The sequence below is a fragment of the Methylomicrobium album BG8 genome, assembly GCF_000214275.2.
Lineage (GTDB): Bacteria > Pseudomonadota > Gammaproteobacteria > Methylococcales > Methylomonadaceae > Methylomicrobium > Methylomicrobium agile.
The window spans coordinates 3,117,844-3,135,909 of the sequence record NZ_CM001475.1; the positions used below are offsets into that span (position 1 = coordinate 3,117,844).

At 56.5% G+C, this 18,066-nt stretch carries 7 protein-coding genes, 2 pseudogenes and 1 CRISPR repeat array; of the genes and pseudogenes, 1 reads left to right on the forward strand and 8 read right to left on the reverse strand.

The genetic code is table 11. The features are described from left to right. Positions 1 to 359 precede the first annotated feature (359 nt). From METAL_RS21045 to METAL_RS21055, 4 genes and pseudogenes are all read right to left on the reverse strand, one after another. Positions 360 to 566, reverse strand: a complete 207-nt coding sequence (locus METAL_RS21045; protein WP_005373079.1) for a DUF3565 domain-containing protein — start codon at positions 564 to 566, stop codon at positions 360 to 362. A gap of 111 nt (positions 567 to 677) precedes the next feature. Beyond that, on the reverse strand, positions 678 to 1,646 hold the full coding sequence (locus tag METAL_RS13350) for a transposase (protein WP_245549373.1): 969 nt from the start codon (positions 1,644 to 1,646) through the stop codon (positions 678 to 680). 174 nt (positions 1,647 to 1,820) lie between these two features. Next, positions 1,821 to 2,000 (reverse strand): annotated as a pseudogene (locus METAL_RS21050) (IS3 family transposase); the annotation flags it as partial. Between the two features lie 139 nt (positions 2,001 to 2,139). Then, a protein-coding gene (locus METAL_RS21055) for an IS1 family transposase (protein WP_425357658.1) occupies positions 2,140 to 2,893 on the reverse strand; the annotation gives its coding sequence in 2 pieces (ribosomal slippage) (positions 2,140 to 2,632 and positions 2,631 to 2,893; 756 coding nt in all). 188 nt (positions 2,894 to 3,081) lie between these two features. Between METAL_RS21055 and METAL_RS13370 the strand changes: the two are divergent. Further along, positions 3,082 to 4,221 (forward strand): annotated as a pseudogene (locus METAL_RS13370) (IS630 family transposase). 161 nt (positions 4,222 to 4,382) lie between these two features. Here METAL_RS13370 and METAL_RS20030 read toward each other — a convergent pair. From METAL_RS20030 to METAL_RS13385, 4 genes are all read right to left on the reverse strand, one after another. Further along, a complete protein-coding gene (locus tag METAL_RS20030) occupies positions 4,383 to 4,736 on the reverse strand; it encodes a DDE-type integrase/transposase/recombinase (RefSeq protein WP_051040386.1) in 354 nt (117 codons plus the stop codon). A 45-nt stretch (positions 4,737 to 4,781) separates the two neighbouring features. Beyond that, positions 4,782 to 5,072 carry a helix-turn-helix domain-containing protein gene (locus METAL_RS20035; protein WP_051040387.1) on the reverse strand — a complete coding sequence of 97 codons (291 nt, stop codon included), beginning with the start codon at positions 5,070 to 5,072 and terminating at the stop codon, positions 4,782 to 4,784. Positions 5,073 to 5,165: 93 nt separating this feature from the next. After that, positions 5,166 to 15,766: a CRISPR direct-repeat array (repeat unit 36 nt; unit sequence GCTTCAATGAGGCCCCGGCACGAGGCCAGGGAAAAC). Positions 15,767 to 15,975: 209 nt separating this feature from the next. Continuing rightward, a complete protein-coding gene (gene cas2, locus METAL_RS13380; protein ID WP_005373083.1) occupies positions 15,976 to 16,272 on the reverse strand; it encodes a CRISPR-associated endonuclease Cas2 in 297 nt (98 codons plus the stop codon). Next, positions 16,272 to 17,993, reverse strand: a complete 1,722-nt coding sequence (locus METAL_RS13385; RefSeq protein ID WP_005373084.1) for a CRISPR-associated endonuclease Cas4/Cas1 — start codon at positions 17,991 to 17,993, stop codon at positions 16,272 to 16,274. Before METAL_RS13385 ends, cas2 begins: the two co-directional genes overlap by 1 nt. Positions 17,994 to 18,066 lie beyond the last annotated feature (73 nt).

Sequence of the window (18,066 nt, forward strand, 5' to 3'; positions counted from 1 at the left end):
GAACCCCAGAAAATTTTATTCCTTGATGCTGATTCCGAGTAAAACGGCCAGGCCTTCCGATACAGCCCAGCCAGATTTTGAACGCTGGAGATCGGCCATTTTTTGCCGATTAAAGAGAGGACAATAAACGACCGGTTAATCTGCTTCAACGCATGATTTCCTAAACGTGCTAATCACCGCACCCTGCTTCTTCCACAGCAGGATCGTCGTAATAGAGGGAAGACATAAAGCTCTCCTTACGAAAAATTTTGAATATCCGAATATAGCCTGCAACCCACATTTTCATCCTCTGATCTCATTGACGGCTTAGGGTCAAATTGGGAAAAATCGGGCGGAGCCGCACCGTACCCCAACGACTATCAGTGATCCGGTGGAGTCCCGGCCTCACACTTCTTGCACGGAAGCTTATAGCCCATCATTGACGCACGGCCTTCCGGCGTGATGACCCAAGGGCGGTTCACCCAAGGCGGATCGTGGCGGGTATGCTGGAAGTGTCCGCACTCCAGCTCAGCCACCCAGTGCTGTTCGGCGTCCTGATGGAAGCCGACGATACTACGTTCCATCATACGTTATTCTCGAAGATAAACGGGTAACTGATGTGTCAACACCTCATCACCTATCACTTTACCCCGTTCCATAAAAGGCGGGCAAAGGGATGCCGTTTTGCAGGCAGCGCTTCAGTCGGCGCAGACCGCGGATGAACCAGGAGACCAGGCTGCGGCGGAGTTTCCTGAAGCTCCAATGGTCGGGGTCATTTTGTTCCCCGGTTTTTTTTCGAGCGGCGTCGGACGCGCCAGGGCGTCGTCCTGGCCGACGCGGACGCACCAGTACATCGCCAGCGCCATGATCAGGACCAGTCGCTCCAGGCGGTCCGCGTGCCAAAGCTGTGAGCTCCCCAGGTCGAAGCCCCGGCCCTTGAAGTCGGAGAACATCGGCTCGATGGCCCAGCGCGCGGCATAGTCCAGCACCGCCGCCCGCGACGGCGGGCAGTCCATCGCGATGATCCAAGGGTCTGGATGCCCGGCTTCGTGGAGGATGCCCAGGTTCGTCATGCGCCCCTGCGTGAACAGCCTCACCCTCGACAAATAACGTTCCGCCACGCCTTGCGCCAACTGACCGGTGGTAGTCTCGTCGCCCTGCCCGGTGTCTGCCAGCACGTTGCCTTTCAGCCGCACCCGGTAGCCCCAACCGTGGGTCTGGATCCAGCCAAATAGCGCGGCTGAGGGGTAGAACCGGTCCGCCGAGAGCAGCACCTGCGCCCCCGCAGGCAGCCAGGCCCGCACCTGCTCCAGCAGCCTTTGCTGACTCTCGAAGCCGATGTTGGCCGGCCCCGCCTCCGCCCGCCAAACTAAGGGCAGCGCCCGGTCGCCGACCCTCAGGGCCACCACCAGCAACGCCATCCGGTCGCCCAAGTCAGTCTGGTCCATAGCCAGCAGCACGGTCTGGCCGTTCCGCGCGGCCTTAGCCAGCGCCTCCCGTGTGAACGGCTCCATCACCCTCGGGGCGAGCAGCAAGGGATTCTTCAGCAAGCGCCTCAGCCATTGTTCGCGCATGTCCTGCCGCTCGGTCTCCAAAGGCAGCAGATTGGCCAGTTCCACGGTGTTCGGCGTCTGGCCTTCGATCATCGCACCCACGGCCAGCGCCAATTTCCCTACCACCGTCTTGCGCAGCCTCGGAAGTGCCCCCGCAAGCCCGTGCTCCACTTCATTCGCCAGTTTTCTTACAGTTCCCAAGCTTACCTTGAATCAAAAGTTGCAGAGGGGGATAGTTTATCTGAAACTGATAGGTGATGAGGTGTCAACACCTTACCGGACACACGGTTAAGCAGCTTTTTGCTGCAATTCGTAGTCTACGGGCGACAAATAGCCGTTGGCGGAATGGAGTCGCTCGCGGTTATAAAACACTTCGATATATTCAAACACAGCCTGCCTAGCGTCATCCCGATTACGAAAAGTCTGATGATGAATCAGCTCAGTTTTCAAGGTATGAAAGAAGCTTTCCGAGACGGGTCGAGTCAGCCGAAGGGAACCTCCCCCTTCAGCTGCTCAAGGAACCGTACGTGAACCTCTCGATTCATACGGCTCTTGTTATTCAGCCACTCAACGCCAAACGCGCCAATATGCAAATAACGGTAATGGGTCAGACCTGCGATTTCGTATGAATATCGAGGCCGAACTCGAGCTTGTTGATGAGCAACCCGATCACCGTGTCGTGCATCAATTCCAGCTTGGAGAAGCAAATCGTCCGCCGCGCCAGGCGTTTGATCCATGTCCTGAAGTTGAGGTTCTTGCGCTCTATTTTCTGGGTGTTGCGCTTGCCCACGTCATGACTGCTTGGGGCGAGGTGGCGGCCGTAAGCCCCCCAGTCGTCCGTGAAATACCTGGCGATGTTGAGCGGGGCCAGCAGCGCCTTCAGTTCCTTGAAGACCTCGTCCGTGCGCCTGCCGAACACGTAGGCCAGCACCTTGTGGGTCGCGTGGTCGACGGCGTACCACAGCCAGCGCGGGTTGGCTTTGCTCCCCACAAACGACCATTGCTCGTCCCATTCGGCCGCCCCCAGACGGACCTCCAGCGGCTCGTTAGTGGCCTTGGCGTACCGCGGATTCACTTGCACGAGGGTGGACGCTTTTTTTTAGCGTACTGATCACGGTGCCCTTGCTGATCCTGAGCACCCGCTCCGTGTCCCGAACACCGCTGCTGTTGATGGCCATCTCGACAATCTGCTCCTTGACTCCGGGTTCATAAGCCTTGTATTGGTAGTGGAGCATGAAGGTCTTGGCCGGGCAGTCAGGATTCTGGCAGCGGTACCGCTGGGTGCCGCAGGCACTCAAGCCTGATTTGGTGAGATGAGTGCCGCCGCACTGGGGACAGGTGATTTCTTGGTAACAGGCCATGGGACATAAAGGTTGTAAATTAATTTAGCCTATTATGGAACATTTTTAATATGGAGTGACACGTTTGACCCACTACCCTATTTATCAAAGCAAGTTTGGTGCGCTACTAGTAGATCGTTCCATCAATAAATTTACAGATTGGTCTAAAACACCCCTGATACTTATCCCCCTAATTGCCGGAGGAGAGGATGGCGGGAAAGACGAAACGTGCAGCACTGATATTGACGGAAAACCAAAAGGCAATGCTCAATGAGCTCTGCCGATCACGAACGGCGCCGATGAGGGAGGTTGAGCGGGCCAAGGTTTTGATAGGTTATGCCGATGGCATCACGATTACCGAACTCAATCGGCAGCTTGGCGTCAGTCGGCCCATGATCTACAAATGCATCGATAAAGCCTTGGCTGCGGGCGCACCGATGAGGTTAAAGGACAGGTATCCCCGTCCGCACGAACCGGAAATTAGTGATGAAGCTCGTGCTTAGGTGGCAAGCATCGCTTGCACAAAGCCTACGGAACATAACTTGGCAGCAGAATTGTGGACTCTCTCCGGTCTGGCAAAATTTGTATCCCAAAGCGCCGAAACGGTGGGATTTTCCCGTCTAGCGCACGCGGGTAAAAGTACTATATGGCGTATCCTCAACGAAAACGACATCAAGCCTCATAAGATACGATACGACTTGGAGAAAAGGGATCCGGAATTTGATCGTAACATGCAGGAAGTGCTGCTGGTTTATCAGGAGGTGTCGATTTACACCGACGGAGCCGCTCATCATGGACAACCCCATGCTATCTATACGGTTAGCATTGATGAAAAACCGGGGGTTCAGGCCATTGGCCTCACGGCGCCCGATTGACCGCCAGTTCCGGGCAAGCGGCCTACTATTGGGCGAGACTATGAATATAGTCGGCTCGGCACCGTGTCAATGCTGGCTGGAATCGATCTACACTCGGGGCATATCATGGCTAATGTAGAGGATCGGCATCGTAGTTGGGAGTTTATTGCGTTACTCAAGCGATTCGATGAGTACTATCCGCCAGAGGCTGTTATCCGGGTAGTTCTGGACAATCACTCGGCCCACATTTCAAAAGAGACCCTGGCCTATCTTGCAAGCCGACCAGGGCGCTTTGAGTATGTGCATACGCCAAAACACGGCTCTTGGCTCAACCTGACCGAGTGTGCATTCTCTAAAATGGCTAGAACGTTCTTGCGGCACATGAGAGTGAAATCGGTCGACGAACTGAAGGCGCGAATCCTAAAAGGGATCGACGAATTTAATGCTTCACCTGTCGTATTCCGCTGGAATAAATTCGACCTTGGGGTGGCTTAATTTGTAATTGTTTTACTGGAACTCACTACTAGTTAGGGTCAACAACAAAAATCTCCGGTTTCTTATCGTACCATTGCAAGATGGCTTCAAAGGGGGGGCTTCCGCTCTACGGCCTTAGTTTAGCAGGTAGTGGTAGATGGGTCTTTAGCGCGTCCACATTGTCATAGTGGAAACGTTGGGGCGTGTTGGCCTTGACTTTTGTTCATCGCCTCGACCCTGCCGTTCGTCCACGGGTGCTTGACCAGGGTGGTGCGGTGTTCGATCTGTTGGGCCTTGCACAGCGCAACGAACGGATGTTCCTTGTCCTTGGGCTTCTTGGCGTCGGGCAAGGGGTTATAGCTGAACTCGATGCCGTTGTCGGTGAGCAGCTTTTCGACCTTGAACGGATATTGTGCCAAGGCGTTTTCCAGAAAGGCGGTAGCGGTCTCCATGCGCTTGTTATCGTGCAGTTCCAGATAGACGTAGCGGGTAGCACGGTCGATGGCGACGAACAGGTACCTCTTGTCTTTGCCCAAGTTGATTACCGTGGCGTTGCAGGCAACGGTGCAGGTTGGAGCGGGTCAGCGCCGGTATCTGTGGCCGTAACAGATCGTACAGGTCATCCAAGGGCAACAAGGTCTTAGCCGGGTTTCGACGATGACGGCTTCGTTCACCGCGGTCAGCACGCTGCCTTGGCCGGGCTTGCTGCTGCACTTGAGGTCTTCGACCGACGCCCGCTTCCGCCACTTCTGGACAGTTTTGGGGTTGATCCCGTAGCGCTTGGCGAGTTTGACGAGGCTCTCTTGAGCGTCTTGAATTTTTTCTCGGATCGCGTGCGTGGTCGTGGCTGTTCCGTGGAGTACTTGTCCCATCGCTTTTCCTCTTTCAGTTGGGAATAGGTTACACCATTTATGTATGGGACTAAACAGCTAATTAGCCATCCTATGATGCCGCAACTCATAACCGCTTCAATGAGGCCCCGGCACGAGGCCAGGGAAAACCTGCAATCGGACCCGGCCGTCTACACCGATCATTTTGCTTCAATGAGGCCCCGGCACGAGGCCAGGGAAAACTGAGGCATCAGTTCCTATAAACGGGAGCAACTGCTTGCTTCAATGAGGCCCCGGCACGAGGCCAGGGAAAACGATCAGGCGAGCGTCGGTATCGCGGCGCGGGGCAAGCTTCAATGAGGCCCCGGCACGAGGCCAGGGAAAACCTTGCGTGGCATTCAAGTCTACCAAGTACTCTTCGACGCTTCAATGAGGCCCCGGCACGAGGCCAGGGAAAACCTGTTGAAAGTAAACGCGGTAGCCCGGCCCGTAATGCTTCAATGAGGCCCCGGCACGAGGCCAGGGAAAACATCGAGCCGTCCTGTAATGTATACGGCTGCATATCCGCTTCAATGAGGCCCCGGCACGAGGCCAGGGAAAACACTGCCCATGATAGCAGGTTCGATTTTTCATCGCGGGCTTCAATGAGGCCCCGGCACGAGGCCAGGGAAAACAGAAGACGTCGCCGAGGAAATCGAGGAGTCGAAATAGCTTCAATGAGGCCCCGGCACGAGGCCGGGGAAAACAGCTTACCATCACGGCAATTTCCACTTCACCGGCTGCTTCAATGAGGCCCCGGCACGAGGCCAGGGAAAACATCACATCTTCGACAAAGCCCACTGACGGACCCAGCGCTTCAATGAGGCCCCGGCACGAGGCCAGGGAAAACATGGAGAGCCTGTCGAGGGGCAGGTGGCTTTCGATCCGCTTCAATGAGGCCCCGGCACGAGGCCAGGGAAAACCATAGGTGCCAGTTTTGACAGATCAAGCCCCCCGCCCGCTTCAATGAGGCCCCGGCACGAGGCCAGGGAAAACGCCGTATTGGCCGTGCCTGATCCCCAGTTTCCGATCGCTTCAATGAGGCCCCGGCACGAGGCCAGGGAAAACGCCGTATTGGCCGTGCCTGATCCCCAGTTTCCGATCGCTTCAATGAGGCCCCGGCACGAGGCCAGGGAAAACGTAGATATTGGCTAAGCTGAAGGTCAACCATCATTTGCTTCAATGAGGCCCCGGCACGAGGCCAGGGAAAACTTTTTCAAGGAAGGAAGAAAAAAAAGAATGTCCAGAATGCTTCAATGAGGCCCCGGCACGAGGCCAGGGAAAACGTCGAACGTACATTTGATCGAATCCGTGTCAGTCAGCGCTTCAATGAGGCCCCGGCACGAGGCCAGGGAAAACCTAGACTTAAAGCAATGATGAAAATTACCCACCTATAGCTTCAATGAGGCCCCGGCACGAGGCCAGGGAAAACTGGCGTTGAGCGATAACGTAGGCAATTTGGCGCATCGCTTCAATGAGGCCCCGGCACGAGGCCAGGGAAAACGGCAGGCCGACATTTCGCCGGTATTCGTCATCGACTCGCTTCAATGAGGCCCCGGCACGAGGCCAGGGAAAACCGTGCTGGGCCAGTGTAAAGGCACTAAAATCATCGTGCTTCAATGAGGCCCCGGCACGAGGCCAGGGAAAACAACGGAACGCGATCTTTTTCCGGTAGTTTCTTGTTGTGCTTCAATGAGGCCCCGGCACGAGGCCAGGGAAAACCGTTTCTTCCGCCACTCGAAGCTGGCTGCTGCCGAGCTTCAATGAGGCCCCGGCACGAGGCCAGGGAAAACTTTCGTTATCGCATTAAGTCTAGCCCTGAGTGTGTGGCTTCAATGAGGCCCCGGCACGAGGCCAGGGAAAACCCAAATTATTCGCATTGTCGGCAACGGTTGAAGATGCTTCAATGAGGCCCCGGCACGAGGCCAGGGAAAACGGAGAACACAGCGAAGAGGCGGCGCGATGCTGGCACTGCTTCAATGAGGCCCCGGCACGAGGCCAGGGAAAACATTCTCGAATAAAAATCTAAACATAAATCTACCCCTAGCTTCAATGAGGCCCCGGCACGAGGCCAGGGAAAACGTATCTGGAACTGGTCAATGACTACTCCACCCTGGAGCTTCAATGAGGCCCCGGCACGAGGCCAGGGAAAACCTCGGGAGCGTCAAACTCGACGACCACCACGCCCGGCTTCAATGAGGCCCCGGCACGAGGCCAGGGAAAACTGCCGAGTCCAGGTAGCAATCTGATTCGCGTCACAAGCTTCAATGAGGCCCCGGCACGAGGCCAGGGAAAACGTAATCTGAGTGCTAGGCATAGGTCAGCCTCACATGAGGCTTCAATGAGGCCCCGGCACGAGGCCAGGGAAAACCTTGATCCTCAAACAGGCAGGCCGCTTAGTTATATGCGCTTCAATGAGGCCCCGGCACGAGGCCAGGGAAAACTGCCGTACAGCCAGGGAGGGTTATGCAAGGCCTTATGCTTCAATGAGGCCCCGGCACGAGGCCAGGGAAAACGGTTAAATCGGCACTGAAATTTATCACCGGTTTTGTGCTTCAATGAGGCCCCGGCACGAGGCCAGGGAAAACCGGCGGGATATTGATGCTTGGCTCAAACGCGAACTCGCTTCAATGAGGCCCCGGCACGAGGCCAGGGAAAACCGGCGGGATATTGATGCTTGGCTCAAACGCGAACTCGCTTCAATGAGGCCCCGGCACGAGGCCAGGGAAAACGGGCAAGCGGCAGATGATGATGACCGAGGCCGAGTTGCTTCAATGAGGCCCCGGCACGAGGCCAGGGAAAACGACGATGAGCGACTTCGCCGCGGCCTTGGCCGGCATGCTTCAATGAGGCCCCGGCACGAGGCCAGGGAAAACGAGAAAGGGCTGGTATTTACCAGCGACGCGGCGCACGCTTCAATGAGGCCCCGGCACGAGGCCAGGGAAAACGACGCCGTGCAAGCGTTGGCTGGCAGCATTAATCCTTGCTTCAATGAGGCCCCGGCACGAGGCCAGGGAAAACGATAATCATCAATGCAGCAGATTACTGCTGCAGGCGAGCTTCAATGAGGCCCCGGCACGAGGCCAGGGAAAACTCAGTTTCTGAAAATGCCCAGTTAATTCGGGCTGGACGCTTCAATGAGGCCCCGGCACGAGGCCAGGGAAAACATAGTCAGCGATCATAACGCCCGCCTCATAGCCTTGGCTTCAATGAGGCCCCGGCACGAGGCCAGGGAAAACGCAAAATGCGAAGACGGCATCCGGCTGCCCTTGCGCTTCAATGAGGCCCCGGCACGAGGCCAGGGAAAACGATTTTTTCCACGTATTTTTTTACGGCGGCGAAACTGCTTCAATGAGGCCCCGGCACGAGGCCAGGGAAAACACTATTTATGACGCCAGAAAAATGTGGGGAATTTGATGCGCTTCAATGAGGCCCCGGCACGAGGCCAGGGAAAACGGATGCACCGACGAAAATTATCCAATGGTTTACATTGCTTCAATGAGGCCCCGGCACGAGGCCAGGGAAAACACGAACTGCGCGGCAATCATACCGCGCAAATCGCCTGCTTCAATGAGGCCCCGGCACGAGGCCAGGGAAAACTCCACGAAAACGCCGTTGATCTCTCTAACTATCGGGCTTCAATGAGGCCCCGGCACGAGGCCAGGGAAAACGGCGGAAAATGCCTGCTAACTGATACCGATTCGATAGCTTCAATGAGGCCCCGGCACGAGGCCAGGGAAAACCCAGCAATAGCACTCGAATTCGCCGACGGCCCATGTGCTTCAATGAGGCCCCGGCACGAGGCCAGGGAAAACAAGATAAATGGTAAAAATTAGCCAAAAAAAGCACCTAGCTTCAATGAGGCCCCGGCACGAGGCCAGGGAAAACCGGCAATCAATCGGATTCCGTATCCATCCAGCCATACGGCTTCAATGAGGCCCCGGCACGAGGCCAGGGAAAACTTTCGGTAGTCGGCAATAGTGACCGGAGTAACAAAGGCTTCAATGAGGCCCCGGCACGAGGCCAGGGAAAACGCGGGCCGGGATGCTGCCATTCGGGCATCCAATAAGGCTTCAATGAGGCCCCGGCACGAGGCCAGGGAAAACGCTTGGTTTGATCAGGGTATTTACGATTTGCTTACCGCTTCAATGAGGCCCCGGCACGAGGCCAGGGAAAACCAGTTGATGTTATCCATAGTCTTCATCGCTTGACTAGCTTCAATGAGGCCCCGGCACGAGGCCAGGGAAAACGGTAATAGAGGCGCTGGAATCGCCCAGGACAACGCCAGCTTCAATGAGGCCCCGGCACGAGGCCAGGGAAAACACCATAACAATCGAAGAAAGAAAATTATTGCCACATAGCTTCAATGAGGCCCCGGCACGAGGCCAGGGAAAACAATCTATAATTCCAACTTTAAGAGGAAATGAAAATGCTGCTTCAATGAGGCCCCGGCACGAGGCCAGGGAAAACGTAGTGGGACGCGGTCTCCGGTATATTCAACAATACTGCTTCAATGAGGCCCCGGCACGAGGCCAGGGAAAACCATGGATTGTTTCAACCAGCCTTATTGGAGTTACTATGCTTCAATGAGGCCCCGGCACGAGGCCAGGGAAAACTCGGACGAGTTAAAATTTAGCTGCCCATTCCCGCCAGCTTCAATGAGGCCCCGGCACGAGGCCAGGGAAAACATGAGCTGTACCTTTATCGCCTCTGGCGTGAACATTGCTTCAATGAGGCCCCGGCACGAGGCCAGGGAAAACGCCGCGACCGAGGTCGGTTATGCGCGTGTCCAAGCGGCTTCAATGAGGCCCCGGCACGAGGCCAGGGAAAACGCAAAACCTGAAGGTGGCACCTACGAAGAACGCAACGCTTCAATGAGGCCCCGGCACGAGGCCAGGGAAAACCGGAAGTGAACCTTTATCTTCTTGATTTACAAGCTGCGCTTCAATGAGGCCCCGGCACGAGGCCAGGGAAAACCAGGCCGACATTTCGCCCGTGTTCATTCTCGACTCTAGCTTCAATGAGGCCCCGGCACGAGGCCAGGGAAAACATAAGATAGAAGAAAGGTAGTATGATTACCCTAGACGCTTCAATGAGGCCCCGGCACGAGGCCAGGGAAAACTGCGAACTTGCGGTATTACAGCATTCAGAACTCATAGCTTCAATGAGGCCCCGGCACGAGGCCAGGGAAAACCGATGAATACCGCATCGAGCTGAACGAGAAAGCCATAGCTTCAATGAGGCCCCGGCACGAGGCCAGGGAAAACCTTAATGATATGTCAATTCTTTATTCGGTACAGCCTGCTTCAATGAGGCCCCGGCACGAGGCCAGGGAAAACTCATTAGTTTGTCAATAGCTTCCCAAAGAGTATCTCGCTTCAATGAGGCCCCGGCACGAGGCCAGGGAAAACGGGGACCGTATTGCCACTGGCTGCGGCAGCGGCAAAGCTTCAATGAGGCCCCGGCACGAGGCCAGGGAAAACTGCCACTTTACAGCGGCGCTCTTGCGCATTACGCATTGCTTCAATGAGGCCCCGGCACGAGGCCAGGGAAAACTTTGCAAATTTTAGTTGGTTTTGTGAAATCAAGTTCGCTTCAATGAGGCCCCGGCACGAGGCCAGGGAAAACCAAAGATTACTTGGAATTGACTGAGGAAAAGCTCAAGCTTCAATGAGGCCCCGGCACGAGGCCAGGGAAAACCCATTACCCTTTCCAAACGTATAATCCCCGTCTTTATGCTTCAATGAGGCCCCGGCACGAGGCCAGGGAAAACGACTCTGGGCAAAATCCAGGTCGTAGAAGGGTACGATGCTTCAATGAGGCCCCGGCACGAGGCCAGGGAAAACCTCCAGGATTTTGCCGTTTTCGACCGCGAAATCGTTGCTTCAATGAGGCCCCGGCACGAGGCCAGGGAAAACTCTTTGAAAACTGGACTAACGTTGAGTTGTTTTGTGTGCTTCAATGAGGCCCCGGCACGAGGCCAGGGAAAACAAGGCGCGTCGTCGAACCTGAAACAACGTCGTTCATCGCTTCAATGAGGCCCCGGCACGAGGCCAGGGAAAACTATCTTCCTGATCCTTCTCCCGGTCCAAGTGCTGTTTGCTTCAATGAGGCCCCGGCACGAGGCCAGGGAAAACCAAGCGGATACTGTGAACACGATCCGCGCATTACAAGCTTCAATGAGGCCCCGGCACGAGGCCAGGGAAAACACATATCCACCATCTTTACGCGCGTTGACTCCCTTAGCTTCAATGAGGCCCCGGCACGAGGCCAGGGAAAACGGTTGCCTCGCCGGTCTGGATGGACATTAATCCCAATGCTTCAATGAGGCCCCGGCACGAGGCCAGGGAAAACAATTTGTTCGCGATTATCGATACGCCCAGGTTGTAGCGCTTCAATGAGGCCCCGGCACGAGGCCAGGGAAAACTGGCAAACACGTCCGAATGAGTTCAAACTTCCTATGCTTCAATGAGGCCCCGGCACGAGGCCAGGGAAAACGCTGTAATTGTCAGCCGGCGCCAAGGCCGGGCCGATGCTTCAATGAGGCCCCGGCACGAGGCCAGGGAAAACGTCAAACATATCGTTCGAACCGTCCTGCACCAGCTTGCTTCAATGAGGCCCCGGCACGAGGCCAGGGAAAACAGTCAGCATCGGCTAAAACCCCGCCAGCGAGTCTTCGGCTTCAATGAGGCCCCGGCACGAGGCCAGGGAAAACGCCAATCGGCGCGCCGAAATCGCCCAAACCATCCAGGCTTCAATGAGGCCCCGGCACGAGGCCAGGGAAAACTGCAATAAGCGCTGCAATTACAACTGTTGCTGCCGCGCTTCAATGAGGCCCCGGCACGAGGCCAGGGAAAACGCATATTCCGAAGATAAAGGGCAAATTGTTCTTTGTAGCTTCAATGAGGCCCCGGCACGAGGCCAGGGAAAACGTATGAGCCTCGAACTCACGATCACGGCGCACGAGCTTCAATGAGGCCCCGGCACGAGGCCAGGGAAAACTATCCCACCCTTTAAAGATAGGACATTCGTTCCCTCGCTTCAATGAGGCCCCGGCACGAGGCCAGGGAAAACTACTTTACGACCGTCGCAGCCGTCAAGGCCGTTCGTGCGCTTCAATGAGGCCCCGGCACGAGGCCAGGGAAAACTTACGCTAAATGGGAAGCGTGAGTACCTAACTTTGGCTTCAATGAGGCCCCGGCACGAGGCCAGGGAAAACACCAAATTTCATTAGGCTTTGTTGCAACCAGCTCTTTTGCTTCAATGAGGCCCCGGCACGAGGCCAGGGAAAACGCCGCCGACGACGTATCAAGCCTTGCAACGTGTATCCGCTTCAATGAGGCCCCGGCACGAGGCCAGGGAAAACGACGCGCATCTGAGCTTGTGAAAGCATGAGCACTAGCTTCAATGAGGCCCCGGCACGAGGCCAGGGAAAACGACACAACCTTTTTTGATATTTAAATGGGAACGATAGGCTTCAATGAGGCCCCGGCACGAGGCCAGGGAAAACTATTAGAGAATGTAAAGCTGAAATAGACCGGTTACTTGCTTCAATGAGGCCCCGGCACGAGGCCAGGGAAAACGAAAGATGGCGATCCGACCTTACTCGCGACGCCCCTGGCTTCAATGAGGCCCCGGCACGAGGCCAGGGAAAACCATTTCCTCGGCACGCTGGAGCAATTGTCAGCGCTGGCTTCAATGAGGCCCCGGCACGAGGCCAGGGAAAACGGAATATAGGGGGCAATCTGCCCCAAGAGATTAGCAAGCTTCAATGAGGCCCCGGCACGAGGCCAGGGAAAACAGGCGCGGCATAACGGGCGGTTGCGCTGGAAACGGTCGCTTCAATGAGGCCCCGGCACGAGGCCAGGGAAAACGAATCAACGCCCGAAAAGTTTTACGAAGGTTTACACGCTTCAATGAGGCCCCGGCACGAGGCCAGGGAAAACTCAAACAAGGTTAAACGGGCAACTCCATCACCAAATAGCTTCAATGAGGCCCCGGCACGAGGCCAGGGAAAACTGCAGTCTTGACGCATGGGGTCCCCGCTTACGCTTAGCTTCAATGAGGCCCCGGCACGAGGCCAGGGAAAACTTGCAGTTTGTGTGCAGTGCCGTCAAGGTTTATTGCGCTTCAATGAGGCCCCGGCACGAGGCCAGGGAAAACTTCGCGGGTTCGATGATGAACTAGCCGTTTTATCGGGGCTTCAATGAGGCCCCGGCACGAGGCCAGGGAAAACGCGAGGTCAACCGCCGCCCCGCAAAGCTGCAGCGGGCTTCAATGAGGCCCCGGCACGAGGCCAGGGAAAACTAATGGCCGGACTACTTGATTTAGAAGAACTGCAACGCTTCAATGAGGCCCCGGCACGAGGCCAGGGAAAACCCGCTTGCGCCAGATCGACATCTTTTGCGGGGATGCCGCTTCAATGAGGCCCCGGCACGAGGCCAGGGAAAACTTATGATACCGAATTCCAAGATTGTTCTGTATTATTAGCTTCAATGAGGCCCCGGCACGAGGCCAGGGAAAACGAAATTTAAGAGATCACGGAGAACCACCATTGGGTCGCTTCAATGAGGCCCCGGCACGAGGCCAGGGAAAACTTTCACACCGGCCATATCCGGCGTGAACGGCGCGAGCTTCAATGAGGCCCCGGCACGAGGCCAGGGAAAACTTAATGATTAAAATAGGAACTCAATTTTACTATGGAGCTTCAATGAGGCCCCGGCACGAGGCCAGGGAAAACGTTTGACTCTGTAAACGATAACTTAGAAATCTGCTCGCTTCAATGAGGCCCCGGCACGAGGCCAGGGAAAACTGCGTTATCGGGGGCATGTACCTCAACATAACCATCAGCTTCAATGAGGCCCCGGCACGAGGCCAGGGAAAACAGGTCTTCTTCGGCGTCGCGCGTGAATTCAAGATCAATGCTTCAATGAGGCCCCGGCACGAGGCCAGGGAAAACATAACGAGACTGATGGACTCCACCCAGAAGACATCGCTTCAATGAGGCCCCGGCACGAGGCCAGGGAAAACGTCTATTTCTACGTCTATCATGGCGATGCCTCGCTGCTTCAATGAGGCCCCGGCACGAGGCCAGGGAAAACCACGTTAGGCCGATACACTGTCGGCCATGACAGCAAGCTTCAATGAGGCCCCGGCACGAGGCCAGGGAAAACTTGAATAACCTGATTCTCAGCCTTATCGATTGATAAGCTTCAATGAGGCCCCGGCACGAGGCCAGGGAAAACTGCGCCCACAACGGACTAAACGACGGATGACTGCTGCTGCTTCAATGAGGCCCCGGCACGAGGCCAGGGAAAACCATCAGGTCGTCGTAGGCGCGGATGACTTGCAGGTGGCTTCAATGAGGCCCCGGCACGAGGCCAGGGAAAACGCGATTGAGCTGTTACGTAACGTTTTGGGTGAATACCGGCTTCAATGAGGCCCCGGCACGAGGCCAGGGAAAACGGTGTTGAACAGTTTCATCACCGCGTCGGCCTGTTTGCTTCAATGAGGCCCCGGCACGAGGCCAGGGAAAACCCTTCAAGGTTTGGTCGAGATTGAAAAAAGCGTCAAGCTTCAATGAGGCCCCGGCACGAGGCCAGGGAAAACTTCATGCGCTGATTGCGACAACGGCGGCCTGACACAGCTTCAATGAGGCCCCGGCACGAGGCCAGGGAAAACAGTGTCGTTGGCGATACATTCAACTCAGGACAAGCCTGCTTCAATGAGGCCCCGGCACGAGGCCAGGGAAAACGGAGAAGAACGGATCGTTACAGCCGCAGGAGGGGATGCTTCAATGAGGCCCCGGCACGAGGCCAGGGAAAACATTTGATCGACTCCGCATTGTGATCTTGCATGCCCTGGCTTCAATGAGGCCCCGGCACGAGGCCAGGGAAAACGTTTTTTTCCATTTGGTAAGCTTTCACACACCAAAGCGCTTCAATGAGGCCCCGGCACGAGGCCAGGGAAAACGGCAGCGCCGGCGGCGCCGCGGTGGCGGTGCGCTGGCTTCAATGAGGCCCCGGCACGAGGCCAGGGAAAACGTTGGTCTTCCTCCTTGAAGCCCACTACATCGAGCTTGCTTCAATGAGGCCCCGGCACGAGGCCAGGGAAAACCCGGTTAACAGTATCGTTAACGCCATCGGGAGCAAGCTTCAATGAGGCCCCGGCACGAGGCCAGGGAAAACGGCGCCGAATAATGTCGCGCGCTGTTTGTGCCAGTTGCTTCAATGAGGCCCCGGCACGAGGCCAGGGAAAACCTCGTTCAGCGACGGCGATGCCGATTTTATTACCCTCGCTTCAATGAGGCCCCGGCACGAGGCCAGGGAAAACAGGCGTGGTGGAAACGGTTGAAGACAAGGACAAAATAGCTTCAATGAGGCCCCGGCACGAGGCCAGGGAAAACGTTTTTCAAACGGGTTAAACATTGGAAATCTCCTTGTGCTTCAATGAGGCCCCGGCACGAGGCCAGGGAAAACAGATTTTCGGTCGCCATTTTCGTGCCGCGGTAAGCTGCTTCAATGAGGCCCCGGCACGAGGCCAGGGAAAACGAGTGATCCGAGCAGCGGGAGCGTTATGACAGAAAAGGCTTCAATGAGGCCCCGGCACGAGGCCAGGGAAAACAGTTAAGTGTTGGTCAAAATTACGAAATGAATGCAAATGCTTCAATGAGGCCCCGGCACGAGGCCAGGGAAAACAGCCCGCGCGCCAAGCCTTGAAAACCAAGGCTTGGCGCGGTCAAATGCGAGCGCTGGCCTAACCTGCGCCTCGGCAATTATACACAACCCGTACTCCAAATCCATACCCATTTGTAATAACCTGATTTTTAAAGAACAATCCTTCGCGAGCGCTGCCGCTGACTTTTGCGCCACTGCAGCGCTCGCCCGGAGGCGGCAAAAAAATAGCGTCACACAATCACCGGCTGACGTTCCAGCACTTCAAATTCTTTGCCCAAACTGACCACTTGCGGCTTGACCGATTCGGCGGGACCCACGTTGATAATCAGAACATGATCCTCGGTATGATGAATGATGCCGTCCAGCAGAGCGATCAACTCGGCATGGCGCTTGCGGCTCAGACGGCATTGAAAAACCGACAGTTGCAGCCAGTCGCCGTAGCCTTTCATCAGCTTGAACACGCGCCGCCAGCGCTTCGGATCGCTGATATCGTAAGTGACCAGATACAGATATTCGTAAGCCGCCATCAGCGTGTCGTAAAGTTGGGATACTCGGCCAGCTCGCCGAGCAGATAGCGGCCGAACAGCCGCGCCTGAATTTCGAACAAGCGCCGGTATTCGGTCTTATACCCGAACAACGGATGCGTAACCTCCTGCGCCAGACGGCGTTCGAAAGCCGCGATGAAGCGTTTGCGCCCTGCTTCGTTCAACGCCACGCTGCCGGCCGCGCTGATAAAATCGCTCGGACGCACTTCGCCGTTGTTGATCACCTGCAACACGGTCGAATCGGCGATCAGGGGGCGGAACGGCTCCATCAAATCGAGCGCCAGGGCCGGACGGCCATAGCGCGGCTGGTGGTAGAATCCCCGGTACGCATCCAGTCCGACCGCACTCGCATTCATCGTCCAGGTCCTGACCAGCATCGAATAAGCGAAAGACAGCAGGGCATTGACCGGATCGGTCGGCGGTCTGCGGTTGCGGGTTGCAAAATCGAAACTCATCTGCCGGGGATCGTCCGATTTTTTGATCAGTTTGTCGAAAGCGCCGAAATACTCGGCCGCGGCCGCCCCTTCTATGCCGAGCAATTGCTGCAGATCGGTCGCGCGCAAGGATTTTTCGCCCAGCGCCTTCAACCGGTCGAGCAATGCGTCGGGCTTGTCATCGCCGCGCCAGTTGCGCCTGAGCAGCGTCCGGCAATTTTGAATCTTCGCGCGCACCAGCCCGCGCGCAATCGTCAGGCAGATATGCTCTTCGAAGCTGGCGCGGTATTGCGCGGTACGCAGTTCGACGTTCTTGTGCCCGGTGCCGACGGTATGGCCGATAAACCAGCCGCCGTAGCTATGCCAGCTGACCGGAATATTGCGCTTCATCAGATCCTGCAAACAAGGCGTGGTGATATAGACGTTGCCCATCGCCACGACCTGGGAAACATCGATCAGCCGCGCGCTCTGCACCACCGCATCGTCGACGCTGATTTCCAGCGCCTCCGCATTCTTGGCGATCTTGCCTTTGTACGCCTGCACATACACCGGTAGCGCCTCGTCGCGCATCACCGCCAACGGCCGGGGCTCGATGGCGCCGCCCTGCAGAAAGTTGACCTCGTCGGGCAGACAGATGCCGACCAGCGAACAGCGCGGGCATTTCGGACTGTCGACCAGCGGCTGAGGAATATGACCGCCCGCCGCGATCAGGCGCAGGCCGTTGACCGCGTTCAGCGTCAAATCCTGCAGATCCTGATCGAACGCCACTCGCACCCGTTCGCGGCTTTCGGCAAAATACAGCTCGCCTTCCTCGCAGACATAACCGTGCTCCTTCAGCACCAGCCCCTGCACGCACAACTGCACGCGTTCCGGGTCGTAAGCGTTTTTGGCGATATGCGGGCGCTTGCCGCGCTTGTAGTCCACCGGCGTGACCCTGCCGTCTTCGGCTTCGAGCAAATCCAGCTTGGCGATCAGCCCCAGCCGGTTCGATGATAAGGTAATCGAACGGCCGTGCAGCACCTCATGCGGCTCGATGTCGCCCGCTTCGGGGAAATTTCGCGTCGGCTTATCCACGCGCCGGTGCGTATGATCGCCTTCCACCGTATCCGCCGACGCCGCCCATTCGCCCTGCACCCATTCCAGATACGCCAGCCGCGGACAATACTGATACTCGTTCACCATCCGCGCCGGCAACAGCGGCATATCGCCGCCGAGTTCCGGGAAAGGCATCGGGAGTTCAAGCTGGATGGGTGTGTCGTTTTCCGGCATCGTGGAGATTTGATTAAAACATTACCGAATGAACCTGTAAGTTAAAGAATAGCTTAGAATCCAAGGTTTTTCC

Excerpts from the sequence above, each read along its gene's own strand:
- METAL_RS20035 (WP_051040387.1), bottom strand. The coding sequence starts at position 5,072 with ATGGGACAAGTACTCCACGGAACAGCCACGACCACGCACGCGATCCGA.
- cas2 (WP_005373083.1), bottom strand. The coding sequence starts at position 16,272 with ATGGCGGCTTACGAATATCTGTATCTGGTCACTTACGATATCAGCGAT.
- METAL_RS13385 (WP_005373084.1), bottom strand. The coding sequence starts at position 17,993 with ATGCCGGAAAACGACACACCCATCCAGCTTGAACTCCCGATGCCTTTC.
- METAL_RS21045 (WP_005373079.1), bottom strand. The coding sequence starts at position 566 with ATGATGGAACGTAGTATCGTCGGCTTCCATCAGGACGCCGAACAGCAC.